The sequence below is a fragment of the Allobosea sp. genome (assembly GCF_030695125.1).
Classification (GTDB): Bacteria; Pseudomonadota; Alphaproteobacteria; order Rhizobiales; family Beijerinckiaceae; genus Allobosea.
The window spans coordinates 53122-76604 of sequence record NZ_JAUYTP010000068.1; the positions used below are offsets into that span (position 1 = coordinate 53122).

Here is a 23483-nt window from a genome sequence, read left to right on the forward strand (position 1 = left end):
ACGCCCGAGGAACAACTTGACACTGTATAGATGGGGGATGGTGATGGGCCCGCTCGACCTCGACGCAGCCTTCTCCGCAGCCGGCGCGCTGGCGATGGGGGGCTGGGCGAGCCTGATCCTGCTGCCGCGCTGGCGCGGGGTTTCCGTCCGGCTGGCGGGTCTCGTCATCCCCGCCATCCTGTCGCTCGGCTATGTCGTCCTCATCATCATGCATTGGCACGGCGCCAGCGGCGGCTTCGGCTCGCTCGATCAGGTCGCCGCGCTCTTCGGCTCGCGTCCCCTGCTGCTGGCCGGCTGGGTCCACTACCTCGCCTTCGACCTCCTCGTCGGGGCCTGGGTGCTGCGGCGCTCGCAGGAGCAGGCCATCGCGCATGGCCTGATCGTGCCGGTCCTGCTGCTGACCTTCCTGTTCGGCCCGCTCGGCTACCTCGCCTATCTCTGGCTGGAGGCGAGCATCCGCAGCGCCCGCGAGGACCGGATCGCGCGGCTCCAGGCGCGCCTGCCGGCCTGGCTGCGGGCGCTCGAAATCGAGCCGCGCCTGGCCGCCGCGGCCTTCGCCATGCTCCTCCTGGCGCTGCCGCTGGCCCTGACCTGGGCGCTCGACCCGCGCCTGTTCCAGGGCGTCAGCACCTGGATCAAGCCACTCAAATTCGCGCTCTCGGCGGCGCTGTTCCTGCTGACGCTGGCGCTGTTCGTGCCGCTCGCGGGCGAGCGCTTTCGCGCCAGCCTGGCCGGGCGCTACCTGATCTGGCCGGTGATCGTCCCGCTGATCGGCGAGGTGCTCTACATCGCCTGGCGCGCCTCGCGGGTGGAGGCCTCGCATTACAACACCGACAGCGCGCTCGGGGCCGCGCTCTACAGCCTGATGGCGGTCGGCGCGGTGATGTTCACGGCGGCGCCCGCCGTGCTGGCCTATGGGCTGGCCCGCCGCGACGCGGTGGCGATGCCAGCGGTGCTGCGCTGGTCGCTGGTCGGCGGACAGGCCCTGACGGCGGTGCTCGGCATCGTCAGCGGCTTCGCCATGGGCGGCAGCCCAAGCGGGCACTATGTCGGGGCCGTGCCGCCGGACCACGCCACGGTTCCCTTCCTCGGCTGGTCGCTCGAAATCGGCGATCTGCGCCTGCCGCATTTCCTCGGCCTGCACGCATTGCAGTTCGTGCCGCTCTTCGGGCTTTTGGTCTGGCGGCTGACGTCAGCGACGCGACCCGGCGTGCTCGCCGTCGCGGCCTTCACGACGGTCTATGCGGCAGTCACGCTGGCGGCGCTGGTCGCCGCGCTGGGCGGACGCCCCCTTCTGGGCTGGGCCTGACCCCAGCTGTTGAGCCTGCGACGGCCCCAGGCCCGAGGGTCAGTCCTGCTTGAGGCTGCCGCGCAGGCCGCGGCTCTCCGGCATGAGCGAGGCGAAGCGCAGATCGCGGGCCTCTGGGCCAGCGGACGCCGTCTTCCGGGTCAGGCCGAGATCCATCGGCCGACCCGGCGGCAGCGGCGCGGTGACGAGCAGGGTCGCGGCCGGCGCGGCGGCGGCAAGCGACGGCGCCGGCGCGAAGGCCAGCGGCGCGGCGGCAAACGAGGTCGGCACGGACGACGCACTCGTCGCCAGCGGCGTGGACACCGAGGCGAGCTGGTAGGTCGGCTCCTCGCTGCGGCGACGCTCGGGGCGCTCGCCCTTCACATAGAAGGCGTTGCCGCCGGCCACCGTCACGTAATGCATGTTGGCGTAGGAGAAGCGCAGGCCGGCCATGTGGAAATGCTTGGCGTTCCCCACCGCCTCGTTGCGCTTGCCGGCGAGGATCGCCTCGGCGGCGGCCTCGACCCGCGGCAGGTCGCGCGGCGCCATCGACCGCGTCAGCACGCCCGGCGCGAATTGCCGTGGGGCACCGACGACGCTGCAGATGGTGTCCGGATAGCGCGGCGACTCGACCCGGTTCAGCACGACGGTGCCGACGCCGAGCAAACCGCTGTCGCTCGAGCGGTTCGATTCGAAATACATCGCGCGGACGAGGCAGTCCTTCTCGCGCGGATCGGCCTTGGCCAGTTCGATCGCCTGTTTGCGCTTCTCGTGGGGCGCCTTCGCAACGGGGGTCGGCTTCGTCGCGGCGGTCTCGACCGGCGAGAGACTGCAGGCGCCGAGCGCCGGGGCGGCCAGAACCATCAGCAGCGGGATCGCCTTGCGGCGGTGGAGAGAGCCCGCGGAACGGACGGCTTGGGCAGCGATCATGTCGGCAGCAGTTTTGGCGCGCATCGAGCGGCGGCCTCCTGATTTCGGGCGGCGGGCCACCGCAGCCGGCGGCCCCTCGTCACCGGCAAGGAACGCCGGACGTCTTAACAGAAAGTGAAGGACGGGCGGAAGAGGCAAAGACGGGGGTCGTCTGACGCCGCCATTTCAGGGGCGGGGCAACGCGGCCCCCTCACCGCCCCTCGCGCCTGACCATGAAGGCCAGCTTCTCGAACAGCGAGACGTCCTGCTCGTTCTTCAGCAGCGCGCCGTGCAGCGGCGGGATCAGCTTGCGGGGATCGCGCTCGCGCAGCATCTCCGGCGTCATCTCGTCGGCGACGAGCAGCTTGAGCCAGTCGAGCAGCTCCGAGGTTGAGGGCTTCTTCTTCAGGCCGGGCACCTCGCGGACCTCGAAGAACAGCTTCAGCGCCTCCTCCATCAGCCGCTTCTTGATGCCGGGGAAATGCACCTCGACGATGGCCTGCATCGTCTCCGTGTCGGGAAAGCGAATGTAGTGGAAGAAGCAGCGGCGCAGGAAGGCGTCGGGCAGCTCCTTCTCGTTGTTGGATGTGATGATGATCACCGGCCGCTGCACCGCCCGGATGGTCTCGCCGGTCTCGTAGACATGGAACTCCATGCGGTCGAGCTCGAGCAACAGATCATTGGGGAATTCGATATCGGCCTTGTCGATCTCGTCGATCAGCAGCACCGGCCGCACGGGGGCGACGAAGGCCTCCCAGAGCTTGCCGCGCCGGATGTAGTGGGAGATGTCCGAGACGCGGGGGTCGCCGAGCTGGCTGTCACGCAGACGGCTGACCGCGTCGTACTCGTAGAGGCCCTGCTGCGCCTTGGTCGTCGACTTGACGTGCCAGGTGATCAGCGGCGCGCCGAGCGCGGCGGCGATCTCCTCGGCCAGCACGGTCTTGCCGGTGCCGGGCTCGCCCTTGACCAGCAGCGGGCGCTCCAGCCGGATCGCGGCGTTGACCGCCACCGTCAGGTCCTCGGTGGCGACATAGTTCTCGGTGCCGGTGAAACGCATGCGCAGACCTTTTGAAAAACAGCGCCGAAGGCTAGCCCAGGATGCCTCCGGCTGGAAACCGCCGACGGGCGAGCCCCAGGCAAGCCATAGCCGCTAACGCCTCAGGCTTAAAAGCGAATTTCACCCGGTGGGACCCGGCCGAAGGTTGTGTTGCGGCGCACGAAACCGCACAGTCAGCCGGCATTTCCCATCCCGAATCGTAAGGCGTACCCCCTTGGCCGGCACCATCGATCCGTCCATCTACAAGGACGCCGTCGTCGTGCTCGCGACGGCGGGCGTGATCGTGCCCTTCGCCAAGAGCTTCAAGATCAACTCGGTCGTCGCCTTCATGGCCTGCGGCGCCCTGCTCGGCCCCTTCGGCCTCGGCGGCCTTGTTTCATCGATCCCGCTGCTGAGCACGATCACCGTCTCGAGCCCCGAGGCGCTGGCCGGCCCGGCCGAACTGGGCGTCGCGTTCCTGCTCTTCGTGATCGGTCTGGAGCTGTCCTTCGAGCGGTTGAAGACCATGCGCCGCCTCGTCTTCGGTCTCGGACTGAGCCAGATCGTGCTCTCAGCCGCGGCCATCGGCGGCGTCGCCTTCGCGCTCGGCCAGCCGGCGACGGCCGCGCTGATCATCGGCTTTGGCCTCGCATTGTCCTCGACGGCGATGGTGGTCGAACTGCTCTCGGCCCGCAAACGCATGACCTCCTCGGCCGGCCGCGCCAGCTTCGCCGTGCTGATCTGCCAGGACATCGCGGTCATTCCCCTGCTCTTCCTCGTCAGCGTGCTCGGCGCGCAGGACAGCAGCGGTTCGCTGCTGGCTGGTCTCGCCCAGGCGCTGCTGCAGGCTTTCGGCGCCATCGCCGCGATCGTGCTGGTCGGCGGACGGGCCCTGCGGCCGCTGTTTCGCCTGGTCGCCTCGACCGATTCCTCGGAAAGCTTCATGGCGGCGACGCTGCTGATCGCGCTCGGCACCGGCATGATCGCAGCAGCGGCCGGCCTCTCGATGGGGCTGGGCGCCTTCATCGCCGGCCTGCTGCTCGCCGAGACGGAGTATCGCCGCGCCATCGAGGTCACGATCGAGCCGTTCAAGTCGCTGCTGATCGGCGTGTTCTTCCTCACCGTCGGCATGGGCGTGAACCCGGCCGAGCTCGCCGCCCACCCCCTCGCGATCCTCGGCATCGCGGTCGGCCTCTTCGCCGCGAAGTCGCTGCTGGTCTTCGGCATCGCCCGGTGGCTGCGGCTGTCCAAGGCGACCGCGCTGGAAACCGCGATCATGATCGGGCCCGGCGGCGAATTCGCCTTCGTTCTGCTGAACGGCGCGGTGGCGGCGAAACTGCTGGATCAGGCGCCCGCCACCCTCGTCCTGGCCGGCGTTTCGCTGACGATGATCGCGCTTCCGCTGCTCGCCCGCCTCGCCCGCAGCCTGGCGATGAAGCTCGCCGTCACGGTGCCGCTCCCCGACGAGGCCCTGATCCTGCCGCCCGACGATCATTCGGCCCGCGCCATCGTCGTCGGCGGCGGCCGCGTCGGCCAGCTCGTCGCCAGCATGCTGGAGGAGCACGGCAAGCCGTATCTCGTGATCGATTCGGACGCGTCCCTGATCGCCGCGCAGCGCCGCGCCGGGCGGCCGGCCTTCTACGGCGACGCCACCCGTCCGGAGTTCCTGCGGCTCTGCGGCATCGACGAGGCCACCGCGCTGATCGTGACGATCGACAACCAGCGCGCCGTCGACGCCACCGTGCTGGCCGCGCGGCACCTGCGGCCCGACCTCGTCATCGTCGCCCGGGCGCGCGATGCCGACCATGCCCGCCATCTCTACAAGATCGGCGTCAACGATGCCGTGCCCGAGACGATCGAGGCCAGCCTGCAGCTCTCGGAGGCGGCGCTGGTCGGGCTCGGCGTGCCGATGGGCTTCGTCATCGCCTCGGTTCACGAGCGGCGGGACGGCTTCCGCGCCCAGCTCAAGCCGTCAGACGCCGCGGCCCCCGCCGTTCCCCGGCACAAACACTCGCGAAGGCTGTAACCCCCGCTGTCGGCGGACGGCTCGAGCCATTGCTCGGCCTTTCGCCGGTGTGAGCGCGCGCCACCTGCGTGATATGGCCGTAGAACTGCGCCGCGCTGCGCTGCCAGCTATGGCCGGCGGCGAACTCCAGGCAGGTCTCGCGCGGGATGCGCAGCGCCTGCAGCGCAGCCGCCCGCAGATCCTCGTTCAGCACCGCAGCTCCGCTGCCGGCGAAGACGTCGCTGGGCCCCTGGACCGGGAAGGCGGCCACCGGCAGGCCGCTCGCGGCCGCCTCCAGCAGCACGATGCCGAAGGTGTCGGTCAGGCTCGGGAAGACGAAGACGTCGGATGAGGCGTAGATCGCCGCCAGATCCTCGCCCTCTCGGGTGCCCAGGAAGGTGACGTCCGGATAAGCCCGCGCCAGATCGGCCCGCGCCGGCCCGTCGCCGACCACGACCTTGCTGCCGGGCAGCCGCAGCGACAGGAAGGCGTCGAGATTCTTCTCGACCGCGACCCGGCCGACGCTGAGGAAGATCGGCCGCGGCAGATCGAGCACGCTCTGCGGCCGGGGGTGGAACAGCGAAAGATCGACGCCGCGCCCCCAGCGCACGAGGTTCTCGAACCCATGCTGGCGCAGTTCGGCCTCGACCGTCGCCGTGGAGACCATGACCGCCGCGGCCGGGCCGTGGAACCGGCGCAGGAAGCCGTAGCTCCAGCTCTCCGGGATCGGCCAGCGCGCCGCGACATATTGCGGGAATCGCGTGTGGTAGCTCGTGGTGAAGGGCCGCCTCTGCGCCAGGCAGACCCCTCGCGTCAGCCAGCCGATCGGCCCTTCCGTCGCGATATGGATATGGTCGGGCCCGAAATCGGCGATCCGCTCGGCCACGGCCCGCTGCGTCGCCAGCGCGATGCGGATATCGGGGTAGCTCGGCAGGCCGATCTGGCGAAACCCCTCGGGGGTCAGCATCTGCGGGGTCACGCCGAAATCGGGCCCGGCCTCCGCCATGCGTTCGAGCGAGCGAACGACGCCGTTGATCTGCGGACGCCAGGCATCCGTCGCGATCATCAGGCGCATCAGGCCGCCTCGACCAGCGCCGGCACGGGCAGCGGCCGCGCCGGAACCACGACCGGCACCGCGGCCTCGCCCTTGAGGCGCCCCTGCGGCCAGCGGATCATCTCGAAGCGCCCGTCATGGTGCTCGACGACCGCCGTGCAGCTTTCGACCCAGTCGCCCGTGTTGATATAGGTCAGCCCGTCGATCTCGCGGAAGGCGGCGTGGTGGATATGGCCGCAGATCACGCCATCGGCCTCGTGCCGGCGCGCCTCGGCGGCCAGGCAGGTCTCGAACTCGCCGATATAGTTGACCGCGTTCTTGACCTTGTTCTTGGCCCAGGCGGAGAGCGACCAGTGCGGCAGGTTGAGCACCCGGCGCACCCGGTTGACCACCGCGTTCGAGGCCAGCGCCAGCGTGTAGGCCCAGTCGCCCAGCAGGGCGAGCCATTTGGCGTTGCGCACCACGAGGTCGAACAGGTCGCCATGGATGACGAGCAGCCGCTTGCCGTCGGCCGTCTCATGGACGACCTCGTCGACCAGCGTGATGCCGCCGAACTGCAGCCCGGTGAAATCCCGCAGGAAGTCGTCGTGGTTGCCGGTGACGTAGATCAGCCTGGAGCCCTTGCGCACCTTTCGCAGCAGCTTCTGGATGACGTCGTTGTGCGACTGCGGGAAGTACCAGCCGCTCTTCAGCCGCCAGCCGTCGATGATGTCGCCGACGAGGTAGATCTGCGGCGCGTCGTAATCCCGCAGGAATTCGAGGACCAGATCGGCCTGCGCGCCCCGGGTCCCCAGATGCAGATCCGAGATGAAGATGCTGCGAACCTGCTTCGCGTCGTCCTCGTCGCCCATGCCACCCGGCCCATCCTGTTGCGATGCGTCCGGCATGTGTCTGATTTGCGTTGCGCTTTGATGACGGAGCCGGCGATCCGTGGTCTGTCTGCCGCTCGATAAGAAAAGCCTCCGGAGGATTGCGATGGATCTGGGAATTTCAGGCCGTACGGCCATTGTCTGTGCCTCCAGCAAAGGGCTCGGCCGCGGCTGCGCTCAGGCGCTCGCCGAGGCCGGCTGCACCGTCGTCATCAATGGACGCGACGGCTCGACTCTCGAGGTGACGGCAAGCCAGATCCGCGCCAGCACCGGCGCGACGGTCATCCCCGTCGTCGCCGACGTCTCGACCCGTGCCGGGCAGGACGCCCTGCTCGCCGCCGCCCCCGAGCCCGACATCCTGGTCAACAACAATGGCGGCCCTCCGCCGAAACCGTTTCGCGATGTGTCGCGCGAGGCGCTTCTCGAGGGCGTCGTCCAGAACATGGCGACGCCGCTGGAACTGGTGCAGCGGGTGGTGGACGGCATGATCGCCCGTCGCTTCGGGCGCATCGTCAACATCACCTCTGCGAGCGTGCTGACCCCGCTGACGGGCCTCGACGTCTCCTCGGCCGCCCGCGCCGGGCTCACCGCCTTCCTCTCGGGCGTCGCCCGCGAGGTCGCCCATGCCAATGTCACGATCAACAACATCCTGCCGGGCATGTTCGACACCGACCGGCTCAAGGGCGGGCTGACCAAGATGGCGGCGATGAAGGGGCTCAGCATCGAGGAGATGACGCAGGCGCGCCGCGCCGACGTCCCGGCCGGGCGCTTTGGCGAGGCCGACGAATTCGGCAAGCTCTGCGCCTTCCTCGCCAGCGCCCATGCCGGCTACATCACCGGCCAGAACCTGCTGATCGACGGCGGGGCGTTCCGGGGGAGCTTCTGAGGGCTCACGAACTCACCCCTCCCAGTAGGCGGGTTTGTCATTCAAGCAGGCCGTCATTCCGGACAAGCCGCGAAGCGGCGCCGCTCAGGAATCCATCGTAGAGTGCCATCGGCGCCCGATGATGGATTCCGGGTCTGCGCTTCGCTTGCTCGGAATGACGGAGGGGGATGAGGGGCTCCCGCCCGTTGCGTGGCGGGGTTGCAGGCTTCACGCTTTGAGGCCCAGACGGGACGTGGTCTAAACGACCTGTCTTGCGGCACCGCCGCCGCCCAGTTCCTCCGATCGCGCCGGTCCCTTGTCCCCTCTCCTCGGCATCAGCCTCAAACTGCTCTCGGCGCTGGCCTTCACGCTGATGTCGGCCGCGATCAAGCATATGTCGTCGCGCTACCCGACCGGGGAACTGGTCTTTTTCCGCTCCTTCTTCGCGCTGATTCCGCTGCTGATCTGGCTCGCCTGGCGCTCCGAACTGCCGGGTGCGCTGAAGACCCGCAATCTGCGCGGCCATCTCAAGCGCGGCGTCATCGGCTCGACCGGCATGTTCTGCGGCTTCGCGGCACTGCAGTTCCTGCCGCTCTCGGATGCGGTGGCGCTCGGCTATGCCGCGCCGCTCGGCGTCGTGGTGCTGGCGGCGCTGGTGTTGAAGGAGCGCGTGCGGATCTATCGCTGGAGCGCGGTCACGGTCGGCTTCGTCGGCGTGCTGATCATGCTCTCGCCGCACCTCTCGGGCGGCGCGCTGTCGCAGGGGCTGCAAGGGGGCCCGGCGCTGGGCGCCGCGCTCGGCCTGGCCGGCGCCTTCTGCTCGGCCTTCGCCTCGATCGAGGTGCGGCTTTTGACCAAGACCGAACCGACCGGCGCGATCGTGTTCTACTTCATGCTGCTGACCAGCGCGCTCGGCCTGATCACGCTCGCCTTCGGCTGGCGCATGCCGGACCTGACCGAGGCCGCCATGCTCGTCGCCATCGGCATCCTCGGCGGCTTCGGCCAGATCCTGCTCGTGCAGGCCTATCGTTTCGGCGACGCCTCGCTGATCGCGCCCTTCGAATACTCGACGATGATCTGGGCCGTTCTGATCGGCTGGTTCATTTTCGGGGAATGGCCGGTCTCGACCATCCTGATCGGGGCCGCGATCGTCATCGCATCCGGAATCTACGTCATCCTGCGCGAGCAGCGGCTGGGCCTGCTGAAGCGCGAACAGCGCGAGATCAGCTCGACCCGCTCGACCTGAGCGTCGCGAACGCCGCTGCTGCCCCCCTCTGCGTCCGTCGCGGCTTGCCCCTCGCGGCCGTAGCGGGCATTGTCCGCCAAGACAAACAATCGTTCGCTTGTGCAAACGATCCAGCAGGTGAGGCAGGCCAAACAGCATGGGTATCGAGACGAAAGAGCGTGGCGGACGCGAGTTCGAATCCGGAGCTCACGTCATCTCGGGGCAGCTCGGCAAGACGATCCAGCGCCTGCGCAAGGCCTACAACTTCTCACTGTCGGAGCTCGCCGAGCAATCCGGCGTCGCCAAGTCGATCATCAGCCAGATCGAGCGCAACGAGACCAACCCGACGCTGGCGACGATCTGGCGGCTGTCGCAGGCGCTCGACATCTCGATCGAGCGCGTGCTCTCCAGCGGCGAGGAAGAGCCCTTCATCGAGAAGACGGCCCGCGCCGATACGCCGATCCTGGTCTCCGAGGACGGCAAGCTGAAGCTCGCCATCGTCGGCTGGATCAAGACCGTCGAATGGCTGCAATGGTACGATGTCCAGTCGGAACCCGGCGGCGAACTCGATTCCGAAGGCCACCAGCGCGGCTCGATCGAATCGCTCTCGGTGACCTCCGGCGAGTTCGAGGTCGAGGTCGGCGACATCATCCAGCGCGCCAAGGCCGGCGAGACCCTGCGCTACCGCTGCGACCGCCGCCATGTCGTGCGCTGCGTCGGCGATCAGCCGGGCACCGCGATGATGGTCTGCATCCTCAAGGCGGCGGTGATGGAGTAGGCGGATAGGGCCAGAGCAGCCCTAAAGCGCCGCTTCTCCTCCTCACCCGCCCGTCTTCACCGGACGCGGCGGGCCCTGCACCGCCGGCAGCGACTTCAGATACTCCGCCATTGCCTGCCGGTCGGCCTCGGGCAATTGCGCCGTGTTGCGCACCACCGCCGCCATCGTGCCGCCGACACTGTCGAAATTCGGCGTGAAGCCGCTCTTCAGCAGTTCGGCGATTTCGCCCTTCGACCATTTGCCGAGTGCCTCGGGCGTCTGGGTGATGTTGGGCACGAAGCCCTTCCCTTCCGGATCCGGCCCGCCGGCGAACCGGGTCGCCTGGACGATGGCGCCGAGCGCGTTGCGGTTGGAGTGGCACTCGGCGCAGTGGCCGGGACCGTTCACCAGATAGGCGCCGCGGTTCCACTCATCGCTCTTCGTGGGATCGGGCACGAAGGACGCCCCTTCGAAGAACAGGAGCTTCCAGCCGCCGACGACGCGGCGGATGTTGAACGGGAACGGCAGCTCATGCGCCGGCGCCCGGCCCTCGACCGGGTTGAGCGTGCGGATATAGGCGAAGAGATCGGCCAGGGCCCTGGGCGGCATCAGCCGGTAGGAGGTGTAGGGGAACGCCGGATAGTAATGCTGCCCCTGCGGCGACACGCCGGCCGCCATCGCATCGACGAAATCCTGCACGCCCCAATTGCCGATGCCGTCGCGCGTATGGGGCGAGATGTTGGGCGCATGGAAGGTGCCGAAGGGCGAGCCGAGCGCGAGCCCGCCGCCGAGCTTCAGCTTGTCGTCCTGGTTGGGCGTGGCGTGGCAGGAGGCGCAGCCGCCTGCAGCGAAGAGCACACGGCCATTCTCCAGATCGGGCGCCCCCAGCGTCCCGATCTCCGGGGACGGCGAAACGATGCGCGGATCCGTCAGGACATAGAACCCGGCCAGCCCGACAGCCGCCAGCAGCACGAGGGTGACCAGCAGACGGCGCAGTCGCAGCATGTCGATCAGTCTCCAAAACCGTTGCGAGGCTCTGCCGCGGCGGGCAGTCTGCGCCCATGATAACGCAAGGCGGGGCGCAATGCTCCGGCGACACGAAAAAGGCGGACGGAGCCTGCTCCGTCCGCCCTGTCAGACGCCAGGCCGACGCCCGGCCTCACTTCTTGATGCGGTAGACCTCGTGGCAGCTGCCGCAGTTCTTCGTGGCATTGCCGAAGGCGGTACGGAAGGCGGCGACGTCAGCGGCCGTGCCGATGGCGGCGGCATCGGCCTCAAACTTGACGAAGGCGGCCTTGAAGCCAGCCTGGTCCTCCCAGATCTTCGGCGCGGCGGTGGTCTCGCCGCCGGTCTTCGCGTTGTCGGGATAGAGCCCCGGCATCTTCTTCGCCGAATCGACATAGACCTTGGCGATGGCCTGCGCCTTCGCCGCCTCGAAGGGCGCCTCGCCCTTGGCGATCGCTGCGCCGTCACGCGTGGCCGCTCCCACCGCCTTCATGGCGTTGCGACGCTCGGTGATGGGGTCGGCCTGGGCGAGAACGGCTGTCACCCCCAAACCCAGAACGGCGGCAACGAGAACGGTACGGATCATGGCGCTTCCCCAGCGGCTTCGGCTGCCGGTGCGGCGCCGATTGGAACCGTTCCAGATCAACCGATCGCGCCGTCGCCGCCAAGTCCCATTCGCGTGAGAGGTCTTGCGCAGACGCAAGGATGCCCTTGCGTCAGAGCCGATACCCCGCATGCTTCAATGCGTTGAACACCTTGAGCGGCGTCGCCGGCATGTCGATCGCCTTGATGCCCGCCGCCCGGTCGAGCGCGTCCACCATTGCGTTCATCACGGCCGGGCAGGCGCCGATGGCACCGGCCTCGCCCGCCCCCTTCACCCCCAGCGCATTCGTGACGCAGCGGACATTGCGCGTCTCGAACTGGAAATTCGGGATGTCGATGGCGCGCGGCAGCGCATAGTCCATGAAGGTCGCCGTCAGCATCTGGCCGGAGGAGTCGAAGCGGATCTCCTCCATCAGCGCCTGGCCGATGCCCTGCGCCGCGCCGCCATGGACCTGGCCCTGCAGCATGATCGGGTTCAGCGTCATGCCGAAATCGTCGACCACGACGTAGTTGACGATCTCCGTCGCGCCGGTCTGCGGGTCGATCTCGAGCTCGCAGACATGGGTGCCGTTCGGATAGGTCGCCTCCGGCGGCTGCCAGCTCTGATGTACCCGCAGCATCTCACTGGTGGCGCCGGGCAGCGCCGCGATGGCGGCAAGGTCGAGCGCCTTGTCGGTGCCGACGACGCGCACAGCCCCGTCGACGATCTCAAGGTCGCCGATGCCGGCTTCGAGCTTCTCGGAGGCGAGTTGCTTGAGATTGTCCGAGAGGATCGCGGTCGCCTTGTCGAGCGCCGCGCCGCCGACGGGAATCGAGCGTGAGCCGCCGGTGCCCGACCCGGTCTCGACCTTGTCGGTGTCGCCCTGGATGACGCGGATGCGGTCCATCGGGATGTCGAGATGCTGCGAGACGAGCTGCGAATAGGCGGTCTCATGCCCCTGCCCGTTCGACTGCGTGCCGATCAGGACGGTGACCATGCCGTCCTTCTCGAGGATGACCGTCGAGCTCTCGGGGCCGCCGCCGCCGCAGGCCTCGATATAGCTGGCCATGCCGATGCCACGGATCTTGCCGGCCTTGTTGGCGGCGCGCAGCCGGGCCTTGAAGCCCTTCCAGTCCGCCACCTCCATGGCGCGGCGCATATGGCCCTCGAACTCGCCGGAATCATAGACCGGCCCGGTCTGGGTCTTGTGGGGCATCTCGCCCGGCTTGACGAAGTTGAGCGCGCGCACGGCGTCGGGCGTCTTGCCCGTCTCGCGGGCGATCGCATCGACCAGCCGCTCGATCAGATAGGCGGCCTCGGGGCGCCCCGCGCCGCGATAGGCGTCGACCGCCATGGTGTTGGTCAGGATGCCGCGGAAGCGCACATGCACGGCGGGGATGCTGTAGCAGCCCGGCGTCATCGTCGTGCCGACCCAGGGGATGAAGGGCCCATACTGCGAGAGATAGGCGCCCATCTCGGCCGCGAGATCGACCTTGAGCCCGATGAACTTGCCGCGCTTGTCGAGCGCCATCGTCGCGGTGGCGAGATTGGCCCGGCCATGCGTATCGGCGAGGAAATGCTCGGTGCGGTCGGCGACCCAGCGGACGGGGCGCTTCAGCTTCTCCGCCGCGACCATGGTCAGCGGGTATTCGCGATACATGAAGATCTTGGTGCCGAAGCCGCCGCCGACATCGGGCGTCACCACCCGGATGCGCGAAGGATCGACCTTGAGGATGCTCTTGGCGAGGATGTCGCGCGTGCCATGGCTGCCCTGGCTGCCGAGCGTCAGCGTCCAGCGCTTCGTCGCCTTGTCGTATTCGGCGATGCAGGCCCGCGTCTCCATGTAGTTGGAGGCGAGCCGGTTGTTGGCGATGGTGACGGCAACGGTGCGGTCCGCCTTGACGAAGGCGGCGTCGGTTTTCGCCTTGTCGCCCTGCTCGGCCTCGAAGGCGACATTGCCCGGCCGGTCGGGCCAGATCTGCGGCGCCTTGGGATCGAGCGCCTCCTCGATCCCGGTGACCGAGGGCAGGCTCTCCCATTCGATCTCGATCGCCTCGGCGGCGTCGCGGGCCTGGTCGAGCGTCTCGGCGACGATGAAGGCCACCGCCTCGCCGACATGGCGCACGATGTTCATGGGCAGCACCGGCACGGGCAGCGGCGTCACGGGTTCACCGGAGAGTGTCTTGATCAGCCCCTTGCAGGGCAGGTCGCCGAGATGGGCGACGTCCTCGCCGGTCAGGATCAGCTTCACGCCCTTCATGCCGCGGGCGGTGTCCTTGTCGCGGATCGTGAAGGTCGCATGGGCATATTGCGAGCGCAGCACGAAGGCATGCAGCGCGCCCTCGACGGCGGTGTCGTCGGTGTAGCGGCCGGCCCCGGTGGTCAGGCGCTGATCCTCGACCCGGCGCACCGGCTGTCCAAATCCGAATTTCATGGGGCGCATGGTCGGTATCCTTCAGGAAGGTCGAACGAAAGACTGGAACAGGACGAGGGCGCCGTCAGCCCCGGCAAGCAACGTGCCGCGATGCGCCGGACGCAAGGCGGCGCATCAGCGCAGCGCGCTCAGGTCGCAACCGGCTCGCCCTGCATGACCCAGTCGCGAAAGCCGCCGAGATAGTGGCTGTCGACGTCGAGCCCGGCCGATTGCGCGAAAGCCAGCGCCTGCCGCGAGCGGATGCCCGCTGCACAGGACAAGACCAGCTGCTTGCCCGGCGCATTCGGCAGGTCGGCGGGGTCGAACCGCGACAGCGGCCGCGACACAGAACCCGGAATATGCCCGGCCGCGAATTCATGCGGCTCGCGGACGTCGACGAGGAGGATGGAGCCGTCGGCGAGGCCGGCCTTGATGTCGTCGATGTCGAGATCGTTCACGGTCAAGGCAGTCGCTCCGGCACAGTCACTCCAGCAGCTTGACCAGATAAAGCGTCAGCGCCGGAAATGCCACCAGGATGCCGAGCCGCAACACATCGGCCGCGACGAAGGGCAGCACCCCGCGATAGATCCGCGTGACCGGCACGTCGCGCGCCAGCGAGGCGACGACGAAGACATTGAGCCCGATCGGCGGGCAGGTCATGCCGATGCCGACGACGACGAGGACCAGGATGCCGAACCAGATCGCGACGTCGTCGACCGGCATGCCGAAATCGAGCGCCGTCACGATCGGGAAGAACACCGGCAGCGTCAGCAGGATCATGGCGAGTTCGTCCATCACGCCGCCGAGCACGATGTAGAACAGGAGCAGCCCGATCAGCACGGTGTAGGGCGCAAAGCCCGAGGCCGCGATCATCTCGGCAGCGGCGGTGGGTACCTGTGTCAGCGCGAGAAAGGCGTTGAACACCTCGGCGCCGAGCAGGATCGCGAAGATCATGGCCGAGGTTTCCGCCGTCTGCAGGATCGCCTGGCCGATGCCCGACAGCGAGAGCGTGCCGCGCAGCACGCCGATCGCCAGCATCACGAAGGCGCCGACGGACGCGCCTTCCGTCGGCGTGAACACGCCGCCATAGATGCCGCCGACGACGATGACCGCGACGACCAGCGCCGGAACGACGCCGAGCAGCGGGCGGATGCGGTCGCGCCAGGCCACACGCGGTTGGGCCGGCCCCCAGTCCGGATGGCGCCACGTCATCAGCGCGATCGTGACGCAATAGAAGGCCGCCGCCATCAGCCCGGGGATCAGCGCCGCCTTGAACAGCTTGGCAATGTTCTGCTCGGTCGAGATCGCATAGACGACGAGGATGACCGAGGGCGGGATGAGAATTCCCAACGTCCCGCCCACGGCGACGACTCCGCAGGAAAAGCCGGGATCGTAGCGGTAGCGCCGCAATTCCGGCAGCGCGGCGCGCGAGAAGGTTGCGGTCGTCGCCACCGCCGAGCCGCAGATCGCCCCGAAGCCGGTGCAGGCGCCGATGACTGCCATACCCAGCCCCCCGCGGCGATGGCCGACGACGGCGGACGCGGCCTTGAACAGATCGCCCGCCAGCCCCGAACGCTCGGCGAAGGCCCCCATCAGCACGAAGAGCGGGATCACCGACAGCGTATAGTTGGCGAAGATCTGGTAGGGCGTGGTGCGGATGTAGTTCAGGAACGGATCGAGCCCATTGAGCTGGATGTAGCCAACGCCGCCGACCAGCATCATGGCGAGCCCGATCGGCAGGCGCAGCGCCATCAGCGCCAGCATCACCGAAAATCCCGTGACCGCGATCGCAAAACCGCTCACGCGGTCGCCCTCAAGAGCCGCCTCGCGCTGACGAGCGCGCAGGCCGAAACCAGCGCCGCCAGCGCCGCGCACAGGCCGATCGGCAGATAGCTCGGCACCTGCAGCACCATCGTGTTCTCGCCCGTGGCGAAGGCCGCGCGCGCGCCGACCGAAAGCCGCCAGGCGATCAGCGCCATCACCAGCGCGTAGACGATGTCCCAGACGGCATCGATGCGGCGCTGCCAGCGCAGCGGCAACCGCAGCGTGAAGGTGTCGACGAAGATGTTGCCGCGCCGCAGCTGGCACCAGGGCAGGAAGCAGAAGGCGGCGAGCGCGGTGGCCATCTGCACCAGTTCGAAATCGCCGGGCACGCCGGCCGCCCCGACGAGGTCGCTGCGCAGCGTGACGCTGACCACGACCGTGATCGACAACGCGATCAGCAGCGCGCCGCCGAGCAGGGCAATTCCCCTCACCGCCCGGTCGAAGCCGGGCGGCGCCATCTCCTGACCCTGCCGCGCCATGGGTTGCGTCACGCCGCCTTGTCGTGCTTGGCGAGCGCGGCGCGGGCATCGGCGAGCAGCTTTTCGCCATCGAAGCCCTTGTCCTTGGCGGTCTTCAGCCAGCCTTCGATCACCGGGGCGGTGGTCTGGCGCCAGCGCGCGGCTTCCGCCTCCTCGATGACCGTGATGGTGTTGCCGCGCTTGCGGACCATATCGGAGACCACGATCGCCTGCTCGTCCCAGACCCTGCCGGCCATGCCCGCCGCCGCAGCGCCGGAATTCCGGTCGATCACCGCCTTGAGGTCCGGAGCAAGCGCCTCGTATTTTGCCTTGTTCATCGCGAGGATGAAGGTCGCGACATAGAAGGTCGGCGAGCCCGGGATCTCGGTGTGGAACTTGACCAGCTCCTGCACCTTCACCGAGGGCACCACCTCCCAGGGGATGACGGCGCCGTCGATGACGCGCTGCGCCAGCGATTCCGGCACCTGCGGCACCGGCATGCCGATGGCGTTGGCGCCGAGCGCCTTCAGCGCCTCGCCGGCCAGCCGCGTCGGAAAGCGCAGCTTCAGGCCCTTCAGGTCTTCCATCGTCTTGATCTGTTTGTTGGCATGGATCAGGCCGTGATCATGCGTCCACAGGCAAATCGGGTGGACGTCCTTCAGCTCGGCGGCGAGGTTCTGCTGCGCGTATTCGGTCAGCGCCAGCGAGTTCACCAGCGCCCGCTTGTTGGCGACGAAGGGCAGCTCGAAGGCCTCGAGCCCGGTGAAGCGGCCCGGCGTATAGCCCGGCAGCGTCCAGACGAGGTCGGCGACGCCGTCACGCGCCTGGTCGAAGAGCTGCGGCGGCGTGCCGCCGAGCTGCATCGAGGGAAAGATGTCGATCTTGATGCGCCCGTTCGACTCCGCCGCGACCTTGTCGGCCCAGGGCTTGAGGAAGCGGGCATGCCCCACCGCGACCGGCGGCAGGAAGTGGTGCATCTTGAGCGTCACCTCCTGCGCGTTCGCACGGGTGGCACGCAGCACGGCCGGCGCGGCGACGGCCGTTCCGGCGCCCATCAGAAATCGACGGCGATCAAATGTCATGGCTTCCCTCCCCAGGGATCGTGATCTCGGACGAAGTCGCTTGCGCGATTTTGCGCCCCTTCCCGAGGGAAGAAGCCTGTCTCATACCCTTCGCATCTTAGCATGACCGGCTGCAAAGTCCCGGCGCAGGCGCCGGGCTCACATCTTGGTCAACCGAGATCGTTGCCGAGGCAACCAATTTCGTCAAGCCCCGCGCGGCGGGTCTTTGCCGAAGGATCACCCATGGAAAACCGCGCCCATCCGGGCGCGGTCGGGGAGTGGGTAGGACGGTCGGGATTCAGGCCTGGGGCGGAATGCGCAACACCCAGCCTGGCAGGATCAGATCGGGGTTCTTCACCGGCGGCGTGTTGGCCTTGACGATCTCGCTGTACTTGGCGCCCTGCCCCTTGCCGTAGTGCTCCTCGGCGATCTTCCAGAGCGTGTCGCCCTTCTTCACCGTGTAGAACACGGCGGCCGGAACCTCCTTGGTCACGGCCAATTCGGATTCGACCGTCGCCACGCCGATCGTGTTGCCGAGCGCCAGGATGATCTTCTCCGCCTCTTCGGTGGACACCGCCTTGCCGGAAACCTTGACCTTGTCGCCGTCGATCGAGATCGAGACGTCGGAGGGCAGGCCGTGGCCGGCGAGTTCCTTCTGCAACTCTTCGGGCGTGGCGGCCTTTGCCGCGCTCGACCCGAAGATCTTCGCTCCGGCTTCCTTGATGAAACTGAACAGACCCATGGCATTTCCTCCTGATGGTGGGACTCCCATCAACGACATTCGAGATGATAAGTTCAAGACGGCCGCTGACGATTGGGCCGCTCCTGCGTCAGGCACGGGCCGATAACGCCCGTTGTCCACAAGCCGGCCGGCGGCAAAGGGGTCTTTCGCCGCCGCGCGCGGGCTGTCACAAGCGCTGATCGACGATCCGATCGGAGCTTTCCTGATGCTGACACTCGCCCAGGCCCAGACCATCCTGACCACCGCGCTCGCCCATGCCGATGCAGCGGGGTTCAAGCCTCTCGCCATCGCCATCCTCGATTCGCGCGGCGCGCCGAAGCTCGTCGCCGCGCAGGATGGCACCAGCCTGAAGCGGGGCGAGATCGCGCTCGGCAAGGCGCATGGCGTGGTGGCGATGGGCATCGGCTCGCGGGCGCTGCACAAGATGGCGCTGGAGCGCCCCTATTTCGTCGAGGCGGCGACGCATGCGGTCGGCGGCTCGCTCGTGCCGGTTCCGGGCGGCGTGCTGATTCGCGATGCCGGCGGCGCGCTGCTCGGCGCCATCGGCATCTCCGGCGACACCTCGGACAACGATGAGGCGGCGGCGCTGGCGGGCATCGCCGCAGCCGGCCTCACCGGCGAAACCGGCGCCTGAACGGGCGCCCATCGCGCCACATCGGCGGCGAAAAGCCGCCCCGTCGAGCGCGCGGATGGTGGCAACCCCCGCGCGCCGCCGCGCGACCTCTCAATGGGCCAGCGCCGAGGACACCAGGTCACGCGCGGTTGGCTCCCGGCCCGAAGCGGCCGGCGTGACCCCCAGCCGCAGCGAATCGCGCACCTGCTGCGAGGGCCGTGCCAGCATCGAGGGCAGCAGCCGCCCGCCCTCGGCCACCAGCGGCTCCTCGGGCAGCGGCGGCAGCGGCAGGAGATCGTCGCCCTCCTCGATCGCCGGAGAGGGGCTGACCCGCTCGCGGACCTCCGCGAAGGCGCCCTCGATCGGCTTGAAGCTGAACCGGACCTTGTGCGTGCCGGCCGGCAACTGCACGGCGCGGAACAGCACATTGGCCTTGAGGATCTCGGCGTCGACACCATCGACGGTCGCACGCCACCAGGGATGCCAGATGTCGTTGAGCACGACGAAACCGGCGGCGGCGGCGGTCACCTCGATCTCGATCTCGGTGTTGTCATAGCGGCTGAGCCTGAGGTCGGCGCGCACCAGCGCCGGCCCTTCGGGCAGGGCGAGCGGTGGCTCGACCTCGAGCAGAACCGCCTGCTGGGGGTCGACCTCGGGCCATTGCCCGCTCTGCTTCATGCTCTCGAAATCGGCGAGTTCCCAGCCGCCGACGAACTGCACCCGCGGCAGGGCGCGCGGGTTCTCATAGACATAGCCCTGTTTCGTCCGCGCGATCAGCTTGAGATCGCCGTCGCGCAAGGCGTGATCGACCTGTTCGATCGGCACCGGCGAGGCGATGTAGCGCAGCCCCAGCAGGTTCGCGAGGCGGCAGCGATAGGACGGGAAGAGCGGCGTGAACTTGCGCTGGTCGGGCCCGGCGATGGTGTCGCGCGTGCCGACGGCATCCGAAAAATCCGCCAGCCTCAAGGGGTTGTAGCCGAGTGTATGGTCGAAGCCATGCACCATGCCGGCATTCGGCCACTCAAAGCCCAGCCCCAGCAGTTCGACCCGGTCTCGCCGCGCCGAGCCGGCGGGCTGGGCCGTCAACCGCTTCAGCACCTGGACGGTTTCGTTGTGCGTTTCGGGGCGCAAGACGTCATAGATCTCCGGCGCCAGGGCGGTTGATTCGTTGGGTCCGTTGTTGACCCCGAGATCCGCCGCCACGACACCGGTGACCAGCGCCACCGCCATCAGCGGGCCTAACCCGGCCCGCATGGAGCGAAGCGCGCGAAGGATGGCGAGGGCGGCGGCGAACCACAGGGCCGCGAACGCCAGAGGCTTGATCACGAGGGCAACCCGGCCGTTCTCGACCGAAACCAGCAGAACCAGCGCCGCGAGAGCCGCGAAGGCGCCGCCGGCCCAGACCAGATCGCGCCGCGTCAGCCGGAACTCGGCTTCGGTAAACAGACGGTGCAGCATGTAACCCGCCAGCACGGCTCCCAGCGCGCCAATCAGGAAGGTGGCATCGGCGGGTCGGCGAAAGGCGCTGACACCCGGCAGATAGTGATAGAAGAGCGAGAAGGCGGGCGTGTAACGGCCGATCGCGAACAGCACCATCAGCGCAAACAGGATGGTGAGACTGCGGATGCCACGGTCCCACAGCCAGCCCCGGCTCAGGCCCGGAACGATCAGCAGAAGCGCTGGAAGCGCGCCAAAATAGACCTGCCCCATGTTCTGGGACAGGAACAACTCCTTGGCGTTCCAACTCGGGCTGTAGGGCCCCCAGAAATCAACCTGCGGATCCTGCGCGCCGAAGAGATCGGCAACGAAGGCGGTCAGCAGCGAAGCCGGATGCAGCGACCCCCGCCCTGCCTCGACCAGATCGACGGCGGGGCGGGTCGTCGCCTCGGCGAAGAGCCAGGTCCAGAGCAAGGGCAGCGCCACGACGCCGAGGCCGACCACCGTCGCCACGGCACCCGGCAGGAGGCTGGCGCGCAGCGCCGGCCAGCCGCCGGACAGCCAGTGCGCTACGACCACGCCGATCAGGATGTAGGCCCCGAGCAGTGCGACCTGATCGGGCTCGACCATCATCAGGCCGGCGGCGAAGCCCGCCACGGCCCCGGCCACGAGCGAACCGCGCTCCAGCATCCGCAGGGTCAGCCACAGGGCGATGGCGAAGAAGGCGAGGCTCGCGATCTGGCCGACATGCTGCACCCGCCACGCAGCAGACGCGCCGAAGGCGAAGACGATCGCCGCCAGCAACCCGCCGGCGGGATGCCAGTTGCGGTCGCGGAAGATCATCATCAGGGCGAGCCCGCCCGCCAGCAGATGGGCGAGCACATAGGCGTCGACGGCGCGGAAGCTCGGCGAGGGAACGAGCGCCGCGAGAAGGATGGCGGGCGAGAAGATCAGGGACTGGGGGTCTGCAACCTGCGGCGAGCCGCCGAAGACGTTATGCGTCCAGAACGGCGACTGCCCCGAATGCAGCGCCTGCGCCAGGAACTGGATCTGCGCCTGGAAATGCGCCTTGGCGTCGAACGGAATCGTCACCGCGCCCGACAGCCAGGGCCAGCACAGCACCGCCCAGACACAGATGAAGGCCATGGCCGCCAGCCCGTAGCCGGCGACTTTCTTCGCATGTGCGTCCAACGGACCCCCCGGTCCCCTATCGGCCTGGACGACTCCGGGAAGAGAGCCCGCCTCCAGCCTGTCAGTGGCACGACCTTTGGCGGCTGGCAGGTGAACTGAAACTGAATGAAATCACGCAAAGGTGATCCCGCCGCCAACACCCTCAAGAAGGGGTTACCGCAATCGGCGACTCAGCGCGCCTGCGCCAGCCACTGCGCCAGCACGCGCCGCTCCTCGGCCGTCATCCCCGAGAGGTTGTTGGGCGGCATCGCATGGGTCATCACAGCCTGGACGCGGATGGCGCGGGCATGGGCCGCGATCGTCTCCGGCTCGTGCAGGAGGACGCCCTTGGGCGGAATCTGGATGCCGGGCCAGGTGGGCTCGGGCGCATGGCACATCGCGCAGCGGCCGGTGACGATGTTGGCGACCGCCTCGGGCGGTGGCTGCAGGCCAGCGAGCATGACCGGCTTGGCCGCCAGCAGCGGCGTGAGGCCCAGCCGCTCGCGCCCGCCGGGCGAGGACGCCATCGCCACCCAGAAGGCGAGCCAGAGCGCCACCAGCGCGACCGCCCAGGTCCACCACGGCGAGCGCGCATGGTCGGCATGGCGGATGTTGAAGAAATGCCGGATCAACGCGCCCGCCACGATGATGAGCGCCACCAGAACCGGGATCACCGCCGAATTGGCATAGGTCACGGGATAGTGGTTCGACAGCATCAGGAACAGCACCGGCAGGGTGATGTAGTTGTTGTGCAGCGAGCGCTGCTTGGCCGCCTTGCCGTATTTCGGGTCCGGCTTCTCGCCCGCCGTCAGCGCCGCGATGACCTTCCGCTGGCCGGGCATGATGTTGAAGAAGACATTGGCGGTCATGATCGTCGCCATCAGCGCGCCGGTGTGGATCAGCGCGCCGCGCCCGGAGAAGACCGAGGCAAACGCCCAGCTCGCGGCAACCACATAGGAAAAACCGAGCAGGCCGAGCACGACGTCGTTGCGCCCGAGCGGGGAGCGGCAGAGCCAGTCGTAGAACAGCCAGCCGAAGACCAGCGCCGCGATGCCGATGGCGCCCGCCACCGGGGGCGAGAGCTGCATCACCGCCGGGTCGATCAGGTAGAGCTCGGACTGCGCGTAATAGACCCAGACCAGCAGGAAGAAGCCCGAGATCCAGGTCCAGTAGGCCTGCCATTTGTGCCAGGTCAGCTCGGCCGGCATCACGGCGGGCGCGACGAGGTATTTGCGCATCTCGTAGAAGCCGCCGCCATGGACCTGCCAGGCGCGCCCGCCCTCGCCCGGCGGGATGTCGGCCGCGGGACGCAAGGACGCGTCGAGATGGATGAAGAAGAAGGACGAGCCGATCCAGGCGATCGCCGTGATCACATGCAGCCAGCGCAGCAGCATGCCGCCCCATTCCATCAGATAGGCGTCGAGCATCGCGGCGGGGCTTCCCTTCAGGCGCAGGGGCGATGGACTTCGCCGGAGCGCAGGTTACGGTTGGGCGACGGCGACAGGCAAGCTTGTGCAGACCGAAACCGCTGATCGGCCGGCCAACTCCCACAGCCCTCATCCTGAGGAGCCGCAAAGCGGCGTCTCGAAGGATGCTCCAGGGGGCTCCGGAGATGGCTGGAACATCCTTCGAGACGCGCCTGCGGCGCTCCTCAGGATGAGGGCTGCGGGTTGAACACAGATTCAGGGGACCGGCATGGCGGGACTGACGACACATATCCTCGACACCCATGGCGGTGTCCCCGCCGCTGGCGTGGCGATCACGCTGCGCCGCATCACCGACGGCCAGGCGCAAACGCTGGCAACCACCGTGACCAATGCCGATGGCCGAACCGACGCGCCCTTGCTGACGCCGGAGGCGACGCAGCCCGGCCTCTACGAGATCGACTTCGCCATCGGCCCCTATTTCCGCGGCCGCGGCGTCGCCCTGCCCGACCCCGCCTTCCTCGAGACCGTCACGGTGCGCTTCGGCATCGCCGACACCAGCCGACACTGGCATGTACCGCTCAACTGCTCGCCCTACGGCTACACGACCTATCGCGGGAGCTGACAGCCGTCGTCATGCTCGGGCTTGACGCGAGCATCTCGGGCCAGAGCTTCTCGGGTCTGCGCTTCGCTCCGCCCGAGAATGACGGCCCGTAACTTGCCTTCACCGTCAGACGCTTATCTC

The 23483-nt window shown here is 68.2% G+C and carries 21 protein-coding genes; 7 read left to right on the forward strand and 14 right to left on the reverse strand.

All coding sequences use genetic code 11. The features are described 5' to 3' along the window. Positions 1-16 precede the first annotated feature (16 nt). A complete protein-coding gene (locus Q8S38_RS19945; RefSeq protein WP_305682091.1) occupies positions 17-1309 on the forward strand; it encodes an ABA4-like family protein in 1293 nt (430 codons plus the stop codon). A gap of 39 nt (positions 1310-1348) precedes the next feature. Here the strand turns inward: Q8S38_RS19945 and Q8S38_RS19950 are convergent, their stop codons facing one another. Next, positions 1349-2242, reverse strand: coding sequence for a cell wall hydrolase (locus tag Q8S38_RS19950; protein WP_305682092.1), 894 nt, complete (start codon positions 2240-2242; stop codon positions 1349-1351). A gap of 166 nt (positions 2243-2408) precedes the next feature. Then, complete coding sequence (locus Q8S38_RS19955) at positions 2409-3254, reverse strand: AAA family ATPase (RefSeq protein WP_305682093.1); 846 nt, start codon at positions 3252-3254, stop codon at positions 2409-2411. A gap of 214 nt (positions 3255-3468) precedes the next feature. Between Q8S38_RS19955 and Q8S38_RS19960 the strand changes: the two genes are divergently transcribed. Beyond that, positions 3469-5259: a cation:proton antiporter domain-containing protein gene (locus Q8S38_RS19960; protein WP_305682094.1), complete on the forward strand. Its 1791-nt coding sequence runs from the start codon at positions 3469-3471 to the stop codon at positions 5257-5259. Here Q8S38_RS19960 and Q8S38_RS19965 read toward each other — a convergent pair. Both Q8S38_RS19965 and Q8S38_RS19970 read right to left on the reverse strand, forming a co-directional pair. Then, positions 5198-6313, reverse strand: coding sequence for a glycosyltransferase family 4 protein (locus Q8S38_RS19965; RefSeq protein ID WP_305682095.1), 1116 nt, complete (start codon positions 6311-6313; stop codon positions 5198-5200). The two genes, Q8S38_RS19960 and Q8S38_RS19965, sit on opposite strands and share 62 nt — an antisense overlap. Further along, positions 6313-7143, reverse strand: coding sequence for a UDP-2,3-diacylglucosamine diphosphatase (locus tag Q8S38_RS19970; protein ID WP_305682096.1), 831 nt, complete (start codon positions 7141-7143; stop codon positions 6313-6315). The genes Q8S38_RS19965 and Q8S38_RS19970 overlap by 1 nt, the downstream gene beginning before the upstream one ends. A 124-nt stretch (positions 7144-7267) precedes the next feature. Here Q8S38_RS19970 and Q8S38_RS19975 point away from each other — a divergent pair, with 124 nt between their 5' ends. The 3 genes from Q8S38_RS19975 (at position 7268) to Q8S38_RS19985 (ending at position 10029) form a co-directional block, all read left to right on the forward strand. After that, positions 7268-8047 (forward strand): SDR family oxidoreductase, encoded by a 780-nt coding sequence (locus tag Q8S38_RS19975; RefSeq protein ID WP_305682097.1) that lies wholly within the window; start codon positions 7268-7270, stop codon positions 8045-8047. Positions 8048-8342: 295 nt separating this feature from the next. Continuing rightward, positions 8343-9272 carry a DMT family transporter gene (locus Q8S38_RS19980; RefSeq protein ID WP_305682098.1) on the forward strand — a complete coding sequence of 310 codons (930 nt, stop codon included), beginning with the start codon at positions 8343-8345 and terminating at the stop codon, positions 9270-9272. 136 nt (positions 9273-9408) lie between these two features. Then, positions 9409-10029, forward strand: a complete 621-nt coding sequence (locus Q8S38_RS19985; protein WP_305682099.1) for a helix-turn-helix domain-containing protein — start codon at positions 9409-9411, stop codon at positions 10027-10029. A gap of 42 nt (positions 10030-10071) precedes the next feature. Here the strand turns inward: Q8S38_RS19985 and Q8S38_RS19990 are convergent, their stop codons facing one another. The 8 genes from Q8S38_RS19990 to lysM form a co-directional block, all read right to left on the reverse strand. Continuing rightward, complete coding sequence (locus Q8S38_RS19990; protein WP_305682100.1) at positions 10072-11013, reverse strand: c-type cytochrome; 942 nt, start codon at positions 11011-11013, stop codon at positions 10072-10074. 154 nt (positions 11014-11167) lie between these two features. Next, positions 11168-11599: a c-type cytochrome gene (locus Q8S38_RS19995; protein WP_305682101.1), complete on the reverse strand. Its 432-nt coding sequence runs from the start codon at positions 11597-11599 to the stop codon at positions 11168-11170. Between the two features lie 130 nt (positions 11600-11729). Then, on the reverse strand, positions 11730-14039 hold the full coding sequence (locus tag Q8S38_RS20000; protein ID WP_305682102.1) for a xanthine dehydrogenase family protein molybdopterin-binding subunit: 2310 nt from the start codon (positions 14037-14039) through the stop codon (positions 11730-11732). Positions 14040-14158: 119 nt separating this feature from the next. Further along, the gene (locus tag Q8S38_RS20005; protein WP_305682103.1) at positions 14159-14473 is read right to left on the reverse strand and encodes a rhodanese-like domain-containing protein; all 315 of its coding nucleotides are present in this window, start codon (positions 14471-14473) and stop codon (positions 14159-14161) included. Between the two features lie 19 nt (positions 14474-14492). Next, positions 14493-15812: a TRAP transporter large permease gene (locus Q8S38_RS20010; protein WP_305682104.1), complete on the reverse strand. Its 1320-nt coding sequence runs from the start codon at positions 15810-15812 to the stop codon at positions 14493-14495. Further along, complete coding sequence (locus tag Q8S38_RS20015) at positions 15809-16324, reverse strand: TRAP transporter small permease (protein ID WP_305682105.1); 516 nt, start codon at positions 16322-16324, stop codon at positions 15809-15811. The genes Q8S38_RS20010 and Q8S38_RS20015 overlap by 4 nt, the downstream gene beginning before the upstream one ends. Then, the gene (locus Q8S38_RS20020) at positions 16321-17373 is read right to left on the reverse strand and encodes a TRAP transporter substrate-binding protein (RefSeq protein WP_305682106.1); all 1053 of its coding nucleotides are present in this window, start codon (positions 17371-17373) and stop codon (positions 16321-16323) included. The genes Q8S38_RS20015 and Q8S38_RS20020 overlap by 4 nt, the downstream gene beginning before the upstream one ends. 277 nt (positions 17374-17650) lie before the next feature. After that, positions 17651-18094 (reverse strand): peptidoglycan-binding protein LysM, encoded by a 444-nt coding sequence (lysM, locus tag Q8S38_RS20025; protein WP_305682107.1) that lies wholly within the window; start codon positions 18092-18094, stop codon positions 17651-17653. Positions 18095-18299: 205 nt separating this feature from the next. On the opposite strand from lysM, the gene Q8S38_RS20030 reads away from it, so the two are divergent. Continuing rightward, positions 18300-18728: a GlcG/HbpS family heme-binding protein gene (locus Q8S38_RS20030; RefSeq protein WP_305682108.1), complete on the forward strand. Its 429-nt coding sequence runs from the start codon at positions 18300-18302 to the stop codon at positions 18726-18728. Positions 18729-18818: 90 nt separating this feature from the next. Here the strand turns inward: Q8S38_RS20030 and Q8S38_RS20035 are convergent, their stop codons facing one another. Together Q8S38_RS20035 and Q8S38_RS20040 are read right to left on the reverse strand one after the other, a co-directional pair. Next, positions 18819-21335, reverse strand: a complete 2517-nt coding sequence (locus Q8S38_RS20035) for a hypothetical protein (protein WP_305682109.1) — start codon at positions 21333-21335, stop codon at positions 18819-18821. A 170-nt stretch (positions 21336-21505) separates the two neighbouring features. Then, positions 21506-22741, reverse strand: a complete 1236-nt coding sequence (locus Q8S38_RS20040; RefSeq protein WP_305682110.1) for a urate hydroxylase PuuD — start codon at positions 22739-22741, stop codon at positions 21506-21508. A gap of 268 nt (positions 22742-23009) precedes the next feature. Here Q8S38_RS20040 and uraH point away from each other — a divergent pair, with 268 nt between their 5' ends. Further along, positions 23010-23363, forward strand: coding sequence for a hydroxyisourate hydrolase (uraH, locus tag Q8S38_RS20045; RefSeq protein WP_192640843.1), 354 nt, complete (start codon positions 23010-23012; stop codon positions 23361-23363). Positions 23364-23483: the final 120 nt, after the last annotated feature.